This window comes from Streptomyces amakusaensis (genome assembly GCF_039532665.1).
Lineage (GTDB): Bacteria > Actinomycetota > Actinomycetes > Streptomycetales > Streptomycetaceae > Streptomyces > Streptomyces amakusaensis.
This window is the reverse complement of the sequence record NZ_BAAASB010000023.1, coordinates 19,795-33,094: the sequence shown is the minus strand read 5'-3', so window position 1 is coordinate 33,094 and position 13,300 is coordinate 19,795. Positions and strand designations below refer to the sequence as shown.

The window sequence follows — 13,300 nt, the reverse complement described above, 5'->3', positions numbered from 1 at the left end:
CCGGCGGGCCCGGGGGGCGCGGGGCCCGGAGGCGCGGTCCGTCCCCGGGTCCAGGGCCCCGCGCGCTCCCGCGCGCCTCCGCCGTCAGCCGCCGTCCCGCTCCAGGGCGATCAGCTCGAAGGCCGTCCGGCCGTCCAGCGACTCCCGGATGATGTCCGCGTGCCCCGCGTGCCGGGCCAGCTCCTCGATCAGATGCGCCAGCAGCCAGCGCATCGAGACCTCGCCGTTCTCGGGGAACCAGGGGGCCTTCGGCAGCGGGAAGGCGTCCGCCATGCTCGGCACCGCGCGGACGAACTCCTCGGTCTCCCCGGCCACCGCGTCCCAGAACGCCAGCACCCCGGGCACCGTCTCCTCCTCCGTCAGCCGGAAGGCGTCCCCCCAGGTCTCCTGGGTGCGGGCGCGCTCATTGGGCCGCTGCTGCGCCAGCCGCAGCCAGTTCAGCTCGACCTCGGCGACATGCTTCAACAGCCCGGAGAGGGACAGCTCGCTCGCGCTGGGGCGGCTCGCGGCCTGCTCCTCGCTCAGCCCGGCGACCGAGCGGCGCAGCGCGCCCCGCTGCGCCTCGACGAAGGCGAGCAGCATGCCCCGCTCGTCATCGTGGGCATCCCAGGCAACATGCGTGACCATGGTGTCCGCCTTTCAGCGCGTCAATGGTTCAAGGAGAGGCTGACGCCCTCCCGTCGGCACCGCAAACGCTACGGCCCCTCGCGGACAGGGGCTGTCCGCAAGGGGCCGGAAGGGCTGGAACGGGCCGGAAGGGTCAGAAGGGGAACCGCGAGCGCCCGTACTGCACCGAGATCCACTTCTGGGTGGTGAACGCCTCGATCATCGACTCGCCGTTCAGCCGGCCGCTGCCGGAGTGCTTCTCGCCGCCGAAGGGCACGATCGGCTCGTCGTGGACGGTGCTGTCATTGATGTGGATCATGCCGGTGTCGATCCGCCTGGCCAGCCCCACACCCCGCTCGATGTCGGCGGTGTGCACCGCGCCGCTCAGCCCGTACGGGGTGTCATTGGCGATCCTGACCGCCTCGTCGTCCCCGTCGAAGGGCACGATCAGCGCCACCGGGCCGAAGATCTCCTGGCCCAGCACCGGGGAGTCGGTGGCGATGCCGGTGAGGACCGACGGCTCCACCAGATTCCCGACCGAGCCGCCGTGCAGCAGCGCGGTCGCACCCGCCGCCACGGTCTGCTCGACAAGAGCGGTGACCGCGTCGGCCTGCCGGGAGTTGATGAGCGGACCGATATGGGTCGCCGGGTCGGCCGGGTCGCCGACTTTCAGCGTCCGCACCTTCGCGACGAACTTCTCGGTGAACTCCTTCTCCACCTTCCGGTCCACCAGCACCCGGTTGGCGGCCATGCAGACCTGCCCCTGGTGCACATATCGACTGAAGACCGCCGCGTCGACCGCGTAGTCGATGTCCGCGTCCTCCAGCACGATGAGCGCGCTGTTTCCGCCCAGCTCCAGGATCGCGCGCTTGAAATTGGCGGCGCAGACGGTGGCGACATGCCGGCCGACCTTGTCGGAGCCCGTGAAAGAGATTGCCTTGGGCACCGGATGTTCGATCAGCGCGTCGCCGATCTCCGCTATATCGGTGATGACGACATTCAGCAGACCGGGCGGCAGACCCGCGTCCTCGAAGATTTTCCCGACGAGCGCCCCACCGCAGATGGGAGTGTTCTGGTGCGGCTTGAGAACCACTCCGTTCCCCAGCGCCAGCGAGGGCGCGACCGACTTCAGGGAGAGCAGGAAGGGGAAGTTGAACGGACTGATCACTCCGACGACACCGACCGGCAGCCGGTAGACCCGGTTCTCCTTGCCGTCCACCGGCGAGGGCAGGATCCTGCCCTCGGGCCGCAGCGACAGCTGAATCGCCTCGCGCAGGAATTCCTTGGCGAGATGCAGCTCGAATGCGGCCTTGATGTGAGTGCCGCCCAGCTCGGCGATGATCGCCTCGGTGATCTCCGCCTCGCGCTCGCCGATGATGCGCAGCGCGTTCTCGAAGACGGCCCGGCGGGCATAGGGATTGGTCTCGCCCCAGGCGGGCTGGGCCCGCTCGGCGGCCCGGTACGCCTGGTCGACCTCGGCCGCCGTGGCGATGGTGATGGAGGCCAGTTTCTCTCCGTCGTACGGATTGAAATCGATGATGTCCCAGGAGCCGCTCCCGGGCCTCCACTCGCCATCGATGTACTGGTAGGCCAGCTCGGTGAACAAGGACATAGAACCGATCCCTTACCCGTCAGAACGTAGGAACGCCAGAACCTCTGAACCTCACAAAGACCCGCCTTGACGCGACGTCACTATACTTTTGTTTCAGGTGAGTTGGAGTAGACCACGCAGAAGATCTCGGCTCTCCGCCGGGTCCGGACTGTCCTCGCCGAGACGGGTCATGACCCTCTCGTACTGAGCGACTTCCTCACGCTTGTCGAGATAGAGCGCTCCGGTGAGCTGTTCCATGTAGACGATGTCGGACAGGTCCGACTCGGGGAAGCGGAGCATCGCGAACGCACCGCTCTCGCCCGCATGACCGCCGAAGCTGAAGGGCATCACTTGAAGGGTGACGTTCGGCTGTTCGGAGACTTCGATGAGATGCCTCAACTGCCCCTGCATCACGGCGCGGTCGCCGTAGGGTCTGCGCAGCGCGGCCTCGTCCAGGATCGCGTGGAGCCTGGGCCCGCGCTCGGAGACCAGCACCTTCTGCCGTTCGAGCCGCAGCGCGACCCTGCGGTCCACCTCGGCCTGGGACTGCTCCCCCATGCCCCGGGTGACGACGGCATGGGCGTAGGCCTCGGTCTGGAGCAGACCGTGGACGAACTGAACCTCGTAGAGCCTGATGTGCGAGGCCGCCGCCTCCAGTCCCACATATGTCTGGAACCAGCCGGGCAGCACATCGCCGTAACTGTGCCACCAACCGGCGACATTGGCCTCTTTCGCGAGGCCCAGCAGAGCGCCGCGCTCCGTCTCGTCGGCGACGCCGTAGAGCGTCAACAGGTCCTCAACATCCCTCGCCTTGAAGCTCACCCGACCCAACTCCATACGGCTGATCTTGGACTCTGATGCGCGGATCGAGTAGCCGGCCGCCTCACGGGTGATGCCGCGCGATTCGCGCAGTCTCCTCAGCTGCGAGCCCAACAGGATGCGCCGCACCACGGAACCCCCACCTGGCCCTTCGGCCCACGACTCGCCTGCGGTCACGACTCCAACCCTCCCCAACCTCGTCACGCCTGCCCGCCCGTTCACGGCGCGGACTTCCCTGGCCTCTCCTACAGAGTGAGGCACCCCCCGGACCCCAAGTGCGCGATTCTGCCACCAAAACACTTCAGCGCGTACTCATTCAGTTACAGAAATGGGAAGCCCTTGGGAAGACCATGAAAGAGATCGCAGAAAGATATGCCAAAGAACCGCCACGGACAGGGACATGACGGTCAGCTGCACGTGCATCTGCCCTTGCATCTGCCGAACGCATTCGGAACCATGGTCCTCGCCGCACCTGCGTGCTCGTTCGTGTTGTAGCGTCACAGCCGCGATTCCCGGGAGTGCCTCGCATGGGGACGAATGGATCGACCATGCTAGAGCCGTTACGGCAGGGGCTTCCCCCCATCGATGCCGCGAGGGTCGCCAGTTCCGCCTCGTGTTCGCTGCCCGCCCGTTTCGAGGCGGTGCGCGGAGCGCGCCAGTTCACCAAGGCGACGCTGGGGGGATGGAGTCTGGGCGAGCGGTTCGACGACGTCTCGCTCGTCGTCTCCGAACTCGTCACCAACGCGCTGCGGCACGCGCTGCCCGCCGACGCCCAGCACGAGAGCCAGGACCCTCCGGTCCGGCTGCATCTGATGCGCTGGCCCGGCCGGCTGGTGTGCGCGGTGCGCGACCCCAGCCCGGAGAGCCCCGGAACCTTCGGCGGCGGCGACGCCCCGGCGGCGTTCCCGGACCCCAAGGGCACGGCGGAGTCCGGCAGGGGGCTGTTCCTGGTGGATTCCTTCAGCGACAGCTGGGGATGGCACCCGCTCGCCGGGGCGCTGCACGGCAAGGTCGTGTGGGCGCTGTTCCGGCTGAGTCAGCCCGGCCGGTAGGCCGGGCCGTTCGAGCCGGGGGAGCGGGCCCGGCTTCGGGGGGCGGGCCCGCTCCCCCTTCTTCTTGTCTCTTCTTGTCGCCGAGGGCCGTCAGCCTCCCGCCACCAGATGGTCGAACTCCCCGTCCTTGACGCCCAGGAGCATCGCCTCTATCTCGGCGGGCGTGTAGACGAGCGCGGGCCCCTCGGGGTGCCGGGAGTTGCGCATCGCGACACTCCCGCCCGGCAGCTTGGCGAACTCCACGCACGAACCCTGGGAGTTGCTGTGCCTGCTCTTCTGCCAGACGACCCCGTGGAGCTCGGGGGCCGGCATTCCGTTGTACGTGTGGTGCACGAGACGCTCCCGGGCTACAAGGTGCATGTGTCAACTGTCCCGGATCATAGCTCTGTTTCACGTGCCAATGCATAAGCGTTAGCACGGGCATATGCACGTGCACGCGCGGTATTCCCGCGGTTACAGTTCCGGCCCGTCACGGAGGCGATTCCAGCACCTCGGGAAGCACCCGGCCGACGGCTGAAGGGCCCATGAGAACCCCAGGTCAGCCGGGGTCCATCCGCCCCGTTTCCCTGGAGGACGCGTTTCGCGCCCGGTTGGCTGCGCTGTTCACGTGATTGCTCAATTCCCGCCATGCCGAGTGCACTTGTCGCTCAGTCGGCGGACCCTGGCATGCACCTGTTGACGTACCCGATGACCGCGTCACGACCCTGTCCCGGTCCGCCCCTGGCGCTATGAGGCCAGGAAAGCGTCGAACACGGGCGGCATCCGCTTCCACTCGGCCCGGCCCGCCGCGTACTCCGCGTCGGTCAGCAGGCAGGATTCGAGCAGCCGCTCCAGGCCGTCGCGGTCCAGCGCGGGCGAGGTGAAGACCAAGTGCTGGCAGCAGTCGCCGTGTTCGGGGTGCCAGTCCAGGGCGGCGGCGGCCCGGCGGACCGGCGGGACCAGCTCCCAGGCCGCGTCCGGGAGCGAGGCGAGCCAGGGACCGGCGCTCTCGACGCAGAGCGCGCCGCCCGCCGCGTCCCAGGCGAGCAGGGTGTCCGGCCGGTCCGCGAGCCAGAACCGGCCACGGCTGCGGGCCGCCGCGCAGGTCAGCCCCTCCAGCGCCGCGTACAGCCGCCCGGGGTGGAAGGGCCGGCGGCGGCGCCAGACATAGGTGCCCACCCCTCGCTCCTCCGCCTCCTGCGGCAGCAGCGCGCAGGCCGGGTGCTGGGCGGCGGCCGCAGCCGCCACGTCGAACCCGGCGAACGCGGCCCGTGCCAGCTCCGCCGATTCCAGCGGGAGACGGCGGGCGGTGGGGTGCAGCTGGCCGAGGAGGGCGCGGTCCTCGTCGTCCGCCTCCTCGCTGTCGGCGACGGCGAGGACCGGGGCGTACTCCAGCTGGCGCGCGAAGGTGTCGGCGACCGTGCGCCGGTCGCTCGCGGCGGCGGCGAGTCCGGTCTCCCGCAGGTCGTCGCCGTTGCCCAGACAGGGCAGCAGCAGCGCGGGATCCACGGCGGTGATCACGGCGGAGACGGTCAGGGAGTCCCCGCCGTGCTCGGCGATCACCTCGGCCATCGCCTTGGGCTCCACGGAGTCCCACAGTTCGAGGACCGCGAGCCGGGCCTCCCCGGTCTCCGCGAGCCGCCGCAGCGCGGGCAGGAGATCGGCCCGGAGCGCGCAGCAGGCGCAGTCGTCGACGAGCGGGGTCTCGCCCCGCTCCCGTACGCCGTGCGCGTCCCGCACGGTCCGCACCACCGTGCCCCGTTCGGCCGCGCCGGTGAGGTCGTGGTGGAGTGCGACGCTGCCGGGCACCCCGGCGAGCAGTCGTTCCACCGCCCGCCCCCGGGCCTCGGAGTGCAGCCCGGCGACGACGGCGACGGGCAGCGCCGGGCTCATCCGCGCTCCCCGCCCCGGCCCCGGCCGTAGCGGCGCTCGAAGCGTTCCACCCGGCCGGCCGTGTCGAGCACCCGGGCCGTGCCCGTGTAGAAGGGGTGGCTCGCCGAGGAGATCTCGACGTCGACGACGGGGTAGGTGACGCCGTCCTCCCACTCGACCGTCCTGCCGCCGTCGGTCTTCTCGCCGACGGCCGTGGACCGGGTGAGGAAGGCGAAGCCGGCCGCCTTGTCGCGGAAGACGACGGGCCGGTACGGGGGATGGATTCCGGGCTTCATGGTCAGCGTTCCTCTCGGAAGTCGGTGTGGCGGCCGATGACCGGGTCGTACTTGCGCAGGGTCATGCGGTCGGGGTTGTTACGGCGGTTCTTGCGGGTGACGTAGGTGTGGCCGGTGCCCGCAGTGGAGCGGAGCTTGATGATCGGGCGGAGTTCGGAGCGTGCCATGGGGCTAGTATATGGAAATGATTCCCATTACCAAATGGGTCCCGGCCCCGGCGGCCGGCGAGCGACGAGAGGGGCACCCATGTCCGCCCACTGCCAGTTGACCGGTGCGAAGCCCGGCTTCGGCAACAACATCTCCCACTCCCATCGGCGCACCTCCCGCCGCTTCGACCCCAACATCCAGCGCAAGCGCTACTGGCTGCCGAGCGAGGGCCGCCATGTCCGGCTCACCCTCAGCGCCCGCGCGGTCAAGACCATCGACACGATCGGCATCGAGGCGGCCGTGGCCCGGATCCGCGCGCGCGGCGGGAAGGTCTGATGGCGAAGAAGAGCAAGGTCGTACGGAACGACCGCCGACGGGCCGTCGTCGAGCGGTACGCGGCGCGCCGCGCCGAGCTGAAGGAACTCCTCCGCCACCCCGCCACCCCCGGTCCCGAACGGCTCGCCGCCCGGGCCGAGCTGCGCCGCCAGCCGCGCGACGCCAGCGCCACCCGGGTCCGCAACCGGGACGCCGTGGACGGCCGACCCCGTGGCCACCTGCGGAAGTTCGGGCTCTCCCGGGTCCGGACGCGCGAGCTGGCGCACGCGGGATTCCTTCCGGGGGTCACCAAGTCGTCCTGGTAGCTTGGCGCGATCTTCCCGACCGACGACCAAGGGGCCGACCCGTGCGTGTACGTACTTCCCTGACCGCTGCCGGACTTGTCGCCGCGCTGGCTCTCGCGCTGACCGGATGCGGCGGCGAGAGCAAGAGCGACAACGGCGGCGGCGACAAGAGCAAGAGCGGCGAGAGCACCGAGAGCGGCGACCACGGCGCGCACACCGAGAAGCCGCCGGCCGACGGCGAGAAGGAGAACCAGGAGGAGAAGGAGGAGTCCTCCACCGAGAAGCCCGCGAAGGTGAGCCCCGCCGACATCGAGGGCGAGTGGATGGGTCGCACCGACGGGAAGACCGTCACCATAGGCGTCAAGGGCACCGCCGTCGTCCTGCTCGCCGAGGGCGACTCCTGCACGGGGAAGGTCGCCGACCACGGCGATCAGATGCTCGACCTGAAGTGCGTGGGCGGCGGCGGCCAGCGGACCATGGGCACGGTCGTGTCCGCCGACGACAAGACGCTCGTGGTCTCCTGGGACAAGGGCAAGAAGGACACCCTCACCAAGGCGGACCTGGGCCTGCCCACCACGCTGCCCAGCCTGGAGGCCGTCCCCGCCTCCTGAACCACCGGGCACGCGCGCCGGATCAGCGCCGTACGCCGTCGTCCAGGGCGTCGGTCAGCTCCTCCAGCGCCTCCGCCAGCAGGGCGGTCCCCCCGCTGAGCACCGTGTCGTCGTCCTCCCACTCCGCGAGGGCCGCCCGCACCCCGTCCCACTTCAGGGAACGGCGCTCGCGTACGGCCTTCGCGGCGCGTTCGGTGTCCTGGCGCAGCGCCTCGGCGAGGGCGGCGGCGGCGGGGACGGGCACCGCGCCGTGCTCCGGCAGATGCGCCTCCATCAGCATCGCGCTGCGGCCCATCTGCGCGAGCGCGTGCTCGGCCGCCTCGGCGGCGGCGCGGGTCAGCCCCCGGCTGCGCACCGGCTCGTGGATGGCCCGCGCCAGCGCGTCCTGCCAGGCGATCCGGGCGTCCCGCGCGTCGAGCAGCGCCTGTCTGACCTCCTGGTTGTCGACATCGGCCGGCTGGGCGTAGTGGGCGACCACGGCCGCCGCGTACCGGCCGTCGGCCTTCAGCCAGTCGGCGAGGCGATTGCGCAGCCGGGGCGTCTCCCAGGCGGGGTAGAGGGCGTACGAGATCATCGCGATCAGCCCGCCGAGGAGGGTGAGCACCACGCGTTCGCGCACGGTCTGGCCGGCGTCCTCGCCGCCCATGTTGAGCAGGAAGACCACATAGGCGGAGATGCCGACGTTGGCCGCGACATAGCCGGTGCGCAGCACCAGATAGACGCAGAAGGCGCAGAGCACCGCGAGCGCGCCGGAGAGCCGGACGCCGGGGTGCGCGCCCTGGACGACGGCGGTGGCGACCCCGACGCCGATGAGGGTGCCGCCGAAGCGGGCGACGGAGCGGGCGTAGGTCTGGGAGAAGTCCGGGCGCATCACCATGACCGAGGTCATCGGGGCCCAGTAGCCGTGGCCCAGCGGCAGGGCGGTGCCCAGGAGATAGCCCGCGCAGACCACGGCGGAGACCCGGACGGCGTGCCGCAGCACCGGCGAGGCCCAGCGGAGTTCGGCGCGCACCGACTTCACCGCCCGGAGGAAGAGCCGGTGCGGGGGCGGCCGGTCGCGGTGCGTTTCCTCGCCCGTGCCCTCGCCCCGCGCGGTCTCCACCACGTCGTCCATCAGCGCGGCCAGCCGGATCACCGCCCGCCGGGGCGGGCCGCTGAGCAGGGCGAGGGTGTCGGCCTTCTTGAGCGTGTCCATGGCGTCCCGGGGTGTCCGTACGGACTTCCCCTCCCGGATCGCGTGCGCGGCGGCGTCGAGCACGGTCCCGGCGGCGGCCAGCAGCTCCCGGACCCGCTCCCGCTCGGGGCCCTCGACCGGGACGCCCACCGCCGGGTCGGCGAGCGAGGCCAGCACGGGCCTGATCCGCTCGGCGATCCCCCGGGCGCCGTGCAGCTCCGCCGGTCTGCGCCGGGCCTGCCGGGGGCTGACGACGGCGGCGCTGCGGGCCAGCATCAGCGGCTCCGGGTCGAAGGAGGCCGTCGGGTTCTCGCGCAGCCGCCGCGCGTAGTCGGCCTCCGCCGCCAGCGCGTCCGCGAGCGCGTCCCGCTGGGCGCCCCAGCGGCGCACCGGGAAGAGCACGATGAGCAGTGCCTGCACTCCGCCGCCGATCGCGATCACCGCGGCGTGCCCGGCGGCCTCCGCGATCGAGGTCGGCAGGGTGATCGTCACCAGCATGATGGCCACGTTCGACGCGGCGATCACGCCGACCGTGGTCCCGATCGCCCATGCCATCCCGGCGGCGAAGGTCCACACCGTCAGGAGTACGAGGAGCAGCGGGAGATGGGACGCGGTGAGATAGCCGAGGAAGGTGGAGACCGCGAGGCTGGTGCCGGACGCCAGCGCCAGGACCGGCCGGGGCCGCCAGCTCCGCTGGTAGATCGCGATCGCCGCCTGGTACGCCCCGAACGCCGAACTCACCGCCACCACCGGCCCGAACATCGCCAGCGTCACCCCGACGACCAGCGCGAGCCCGGCGGCCCCGCGCAGTGCCACCAGCGGTTCGAGCCGCCGCCGTTCGATGGTGAGCCCGGCGCGGGCGGTCTCCTTCAGCGCCCGGAGCCAGGTCATGCGCCGAGCCTAGCCCGGAATATCCCTATTTCTCCTGCAACCGGGCTCTGTCCGCCCGGTCGGGGGGCACCGCCCGGTCAGGGGCCGTCGAGCAGGCCGAGCCTGGCCGCGCGTACCCCCGCCGCGAAGCGGCTCTCGGCCCCCAGGCGGGCCACCAGGGTGGCGAGGAGGCGGCGGAGGGTGCGTTCGGAGCAGCCGAGGCGGCGGGCGATCGCCTCGTCCTTGGCCCCGGCGGCGAGAAGGGCGAGGATCTCGCGGTCGCGGGGACTCCACTCCTCGGCGGGGTCCGTGCCGTAGGGGAGGCCCGTGCACCAGTGGTGGTCGAAGACGCGGGCGAAGCAGGAGGCGAGCCGGGGGCTGTGGAGGACGGCGTCCTCGGCGGGCTCGGAGCCGCCGCCGACGGGGTCGAGGGCGAGGACGGTGACGGCGCGGTCGACCACATTGAGATGGAGGGGGACCGTGGGGGCGAGCCGGATGCGCGCGCCGTGCTCACGCATCCGGGAGAGATAGCGGGCGGCCCCGGGGCGGCGCGCGGCCCCGGTCGCCACGAGCAGCTGGATCCCCACCCCCCGGGCGAGCATGGCCAGATCCTCGTCCAGGCTCTCCGCCAGCGCCTCCGGGCCGGGGAAGGTGCCGCGCATGCCGAGGATCTCGTCCCGGCACAGGGCGTCCAGATCACCCATCCGCTTTCTGAGCCGGTCCCGGTCGGCGAAGAACTCGGCCCGTACGGTCTCGCGTCCGGCGGGCCGCAGCTCCGGCATCAGCCGCAGTACGTCGTGGAGCGCGTCGAGGCCCTGACGCAGATCGCCGAGCCGGCGGCGCTGGTCGGCGAGGAGTTCATGGAGCGCGCGCTCGGGCGAGTTGGCGTGCCCCGGCTCCCCGTCGAGCAGCCGTCGCGCGGCGAGCCACTCGCGCACCTCTTCGGGCAGGGCGTCCGGCGGCCGGCCGGCGCAGCCCAGCTCGCGGTAGGCAGCCCCCGCGGCGGTCTCGACCCGTCCGGGGCCGGCGTCGTCCCCGTACGGATCCTCGGCAGGCATGACCCGACCCTAGATCCGCCGCACCGTCTTGACCATGGTCACGCCAAGCCGTACATCTCCTTGTCCGTAATCGGTCACGCCCGTTTCGGCCGTGGTCAACCTTCGGCGGCCCCCGGTAGGTTGACGCCACGCCCGGCAGACACCGGGGTCACGGCGAGCGGCGATCCCGCCTCGCGGACCACTGTGCCGGGGCGTGACGGCCGTCCTGTCGCGAGGGACGGGCGAACCGGCTCCCACCGCCGGTCGGCGGTCATCGCGACCGTCCGCGCACTGTGCACCTGGCGCCGCTCCCCCGTGCCCCACGCAAGGCAGGAACGTGCATCCCCCCTCACCGGCCGCGGCACCGTGCGGCCGGATCACGAAAGGTGACAGCCCCCTCATGCGCAAGACTCACCTCAGCACTCTCGCCATCGGCGCCATCGGCCTCGCCGTGCCGCTCGCCCTGATCCCCTCCACCGGCTCCGCCGCCACCGCCCCGGAACCGCTGGTCAAGGTGGCGCAGGCCCCGGAGACCGCCGAGATCAGGGGTCAGTACATCGTCACCCTCAAGAAGGGCGCGGACCCGGCCGGGCTCGCCGAGTCGAAGTCGGTGAGAACCGATTACGTGTACGACGCCGTCCTCAACGGCTTCGCCGCCGAACTGACCCCGAGCCAGCTGAAGGCGCTGCGCGCCGACTCGCGGGTGGCCTCCATCGAGGAGGACCAGAAGGTGGTCTCCGCCGCGACGCAGACCAACGCGCCGTGGGGACTCGACCGAATAGACCAGCGCACCGGGCGCAACGGCACCTACACCTACACCCGCAACGGCTCCGGCGTCACCGCGTACATCATCGACTCGGGCATCTTCACCGGTCACCCCGACTTCGGCGGCCGGGCCCGCAATGTCTTCGACGCCTTCGGCGGCAGCGGCGCGGACTGCAACGGTCACGGCACGCATGTCGCGGGCACCGTCGGCGGGACGACGTACGGTGTGGCCAAGGGTGTTCAGCTGCGCGGGGTGCGCGTCCTCGACTGCCAGGGCTCGGGGTCCTTCTCGGCCATCATCGCCGGATTCGACTGGGTCCGGCAGAACGCGGTGAAGCCCGCGGTCGCCAACGCCTCGCTCGGCGGCGGCTACTCCGCCGCCCTCAACAACGCGGCCACCAACCTCGCCAACTCCGGTGTCCACACCACGGTCGCCGCGGGCAACAGCAACCAGGACGCCTGCAACTTCTCCCCGGCGAGCGCGCCCGGCGCCCTCTCGATCGCCGCGTCCGACTCCGCCGACAACAAGGCGAGCTTCAGCAACTACGGCCAGTGCGCCGACCTCTACGCCCCGGGCGTCAACGTCCTGTCGACCCGCTCCGGCGGCGGCACCACCACGATGAGCGGCACCTCGATGGCCGCGCCGCACGTGGCGGGTGTGGCGGCGCTCTACAAGGGGACGTACGGCGACGCCTCCAGCACCACCGTCAACAACTGGATCATCAACAACAGCACCGCCAATGTGATCCGGGGCAATGTCGGTGCCACCCCGAACCGGCTGCTGTTCAAGTCGACTCTCTGATTCCGTCCGGTTGGGCTACGGCACGGAGGGGCCGCGCACATAGCGCCCCTCCGTGTCGTACGGCCATGCGTTCGCCTCGCAGCCGAGCAGCCCCTTGATCTGCTGCATCATCGCCGGGGCGGGGAGTCCGGGGCCGGGGCAGGTCTCATGGCCCCGGCCCAGCTCATGGCCGACCTCATGATTGATGATCAGGGCCCGGTACTCCTCCACGGGACCGTCGAACCTCGGTGAGCCCCGGGTCCAGAGCTTGAGGTTGACCACCACGTCGTGGCCGACCCGGCAGTTCACCTTCCCCCTGCTCGCCGGGGTGGTGACGAAGCAGAGCCGGTCGGTGGTGCCGGGAGTGGCCACCTTCACCGTGAAGTCGACCGGGCCGGACTCCACCAGCTGGAAGCCGTAGGAGCTGTCACGGGTCCAGCCCCTCGGATGGCCGAGCACGTCCGAGACGGCGCGCGCGGTCGCCGGGCCGGGGAGGCGGACACCGTCCTCGATCTCGACCCTGAAGCGGCGGACCGGGCCCCGGCCGTGGCGTTCGCCGGACAGCCGTACCGGGGTGAAGGTGCCGGGCCCGGTGGCCGGGACGGACACCTCGGGGTGCTTCGGCTCCTTCGGTGCCGGTTTCTTCGGTGCCGGTTTCTTCGGTTCCGGTTTCTTCGGTGCCGGTTTCTTCGGTTCCGGTTTCTTCGGTGCCGGCTTTTTGGGTTCCGGCTTCCTCTGCTCCGGTTCCGGTTCCGGTTCGGGCTGCTTCGGCCCGTCGGGCGGCGGCGTGGGACGGGCGGCGGTGCTGGTGGCCGGGGCCGGGCGGTCGCCCGCCCGGGTCCCGGTGCCGTCGCCGTCGCCGGGCCACCCCAGCAGCGCGGCACCGCCGAGTCCGGCCGGCACGAAGGCCAGGGCGACGGCGGACGCCAGCGCCCTTCTGCGCCTGCGCACACGGGCACGACGCCGGTCGGCGCGGCTCGACCGGCCGGGGGCGCGTCGTCCCATCAGCTCAGCTTCCTTCGGCTCAGGGGCACCGGTTTCTCTCTCCAGGAGGGTTCCGGCGGCGTTTCCGTTCCACCC

General features: G+C 71.4%; 15 protein-coding genes. 5 read left to right on the top strand and 10 right to left on the bottom strand.

Annotated elements, in window-relative coordinates:
- Positions 1–84: 84 nt before the first annotated feature.
- The 3 genes from ABD371_RS30675 to ABD371_RS30665 all read right to left on the bottom strand — a co-directional run bounded on the left by ABD371_RS30675 (position 85) and on the right by ABD371_RS30665 (position 3,193).
- Complete coding sequence (locus tag ABD371_RS30675; protein WP_344484135.1) at positions 85–627, bottom strand: DinB family protein; 543 nt, start codon at positions 625–627, stop codon at positions 85–87.
- A 133-nt stretch (positions 628–760) separates the two neighbouring features.
- A complete protein-coding gene (locus ABD371_RS30670) occupies positions 761–2,218 on the bottom strand; it encodes an aldehyde dehydrogenase family protein (RefSeq protein ID WP_344484132.1) in 1,458 nt (485 codons plus the stop codon).
- A 93-nt stretch (positions 2,219–2,311) separates the two neighbouring features.
- Positions 2,312–3,193 carry a Scr1 family TA system antitoxin-like transcriptional regulator gene (locus tag ABD371_RS30665; protein WP_190120799.1) on the bottom strand — a complete coding sequence of 294 codons (882 nt, stop codon included), beginning with the start codon at positions 3,191–3,193 and terminating at the stop codon, positions 2,312–2,314.
- A gap of 350 nt (positions 3,194–3,543) precedes the next feature.
- Between ABD371_RS30665 and ABD371_RS30660 the strand changes: the two genes are divergently transcribed.
- Entirely contained in the window at positions 3,544–4,068 is a 525-nt protein-coding gene (locus ABD371_RS30660) for an ATP-binding protein (protein WP_344484128.1), read from the top strand.
- A gap of 90 nt (positions 4,069–4,158) precedes the next feature.
- On the opposite strand, the gene ABD371_RS30655 is transcribed toward ABD371_RS30660, so the two are convergent.
- The 4 genes from ABD371_RS30655 to rpmG form a co-directional block, all read right to left on the bottom strand.
- Entirely contained in the window at positions 4,159–4,401 is a 243-nt protein-coding gene (locus tag ABD371_RS30655; RefSeq protein WP_190121359.1) for a DUF397 domain-containing protein, read from the bottom strand.
- Between the two features lie 393 nt (positions 4,402–4,794).
- On the bottom strand, positions 4,795–5,940 hold the full coding sequence (locus ABD371_RS30650) for a CobW family GTP-binding protein (RefSeq protein ID WP_344484125.1): 1,146 nt from the start codon (positions 5,938–5,940) through the stop codon (positions 4,795–4,797).
- A complete protein-coding gene (locus ABD371_RS30645; RefSeq protein ID WP_344484122.1) occupies positions 5,937–6,215 on the bottom strand; it encodes a type B 50S ribosomal protein L31 in 279 nt (92 codons plus the stop codon). Before ABD371_RS30645 ends, ABD371_RS30650 begins: the two co-directional genes overlap by 4 nt.
- 2 nt (positions 6,216–6,217) lie before the next feature.
- Complete coding sequence (gene rpmG / locus ABD371_RS30640) at positions 6,218–6,382, bottom strand: 50S ribosomal protein L33 (RefSeq protein ID WP_344484119.1); 165 nt, start codon at positions 6,380–6,382, stop codon at positions 6,218–6,220.
- Positions 6,383–6,461: 79 nt separating this feature from the next.
- Between rpmG and rpmB the strand changes: the two genes are divergently transcribed.
- Genes rpmB through ABD371_RS30625 form a run of 3 tightly spaced genes read left to right on the top strand, consistent with a single transcriptional unit; the run spans position 6,462 to position 7,593 of the window.
- Entirely contained in the window at positions 6,462–6,698 is a 237-nt protein-coding gene (rpmB, locus tag ABD371_RS30635) for a 50S ribosomal protein L28 (RefSeq protein ID WP_190120804.1), read from the top strand.
- Positions 6,698–7,003 (top strand): 30S ribosomal protein S14, encoded by a 306-nt coding sequence (gene rpsN, locus ABD371_RS30630; RefSeq protein ID WP_344484114.1) that lies wholly within the window; start codon positions 6,698–6,700, stop codon positions 7,001–7,003. Before rpmB ends, rpsN begins: the two co-directional genes overlap by 1 nt.
- Positions 7,004–7,044: 41 nt before the next feature.
- Positions 7,045–7,593 (top strand): hypothetical protein, encoded by a 549-nt coding sequence (locus ABD371_RS30625; RefSeq protein WP_344484111.1) that lies wholly within the window; start codon positions 7,045–7,047, stop codon positions 7,591–7,593.
- Positions 7,594–7,615: 22 nt separating this feature from the next.
- On the opposite strand, the gene ABD371_RS30620 is transcribed toward ABD371_RS30625, so the two are convergent.
- Together ABD371_RS30620 and ABD371_RS30615 are read right to left on the bottom strand one after the other, a co-directional pair.
- On the bottom strand, positions 7,616–9,658 hold the full coding sequence (locus tag ABD371_RS30620; protein ID WP_344484108.1) for an FUSC family protein: 2,043 nt from the start codon (positions 9,656–9,658) through the stop codon (positions 7,616–7,618).
- Positions 9,659–9,735: 77 nt separating this feature from the next.
- Positions 9,736–10,695, bottom strand: a complete 960-nt coding sequence (locus tag ABD371_RS30615; protein ID WP_344484105.1) for a helix-turn-helix transcriptional regulator — start codon at positions 10,693–10,695, stop codon at positions 9,736–9,738.
- A gap of 379 nt (positions 10,696–11,074) precedes the next feature.
- Between ABD371_RS30615 and ABD371_RS30610 the strand changes: the two genes are divergently transcribed.
- Entirely contained in the window at positions 11,075–12,241 is a 1,167-nt protein-coding gene (locus tag ABD371_RS30610) for a S8 family peptidase (RefSeq protein WP_344484102.1), read from the top strand.
- 15 nt (positions 12,242–12,256) lie between these two features.
- Here ABD371_RS30610 and ABD371_RS30605 read toward each other — a convergent pair whose 3' ends face one another.
- Entirely contained in the window at positions 12,257–13,225 is a 969-nt protein-coding gene (locus ABD371_RS30605) for a DUF3152 domain-containing protein (protein WP_344484100.1), read from the bottom strand.
- Between the last annotated feature and the right edge of the window lie 75 nt (positions 13,226–13,300).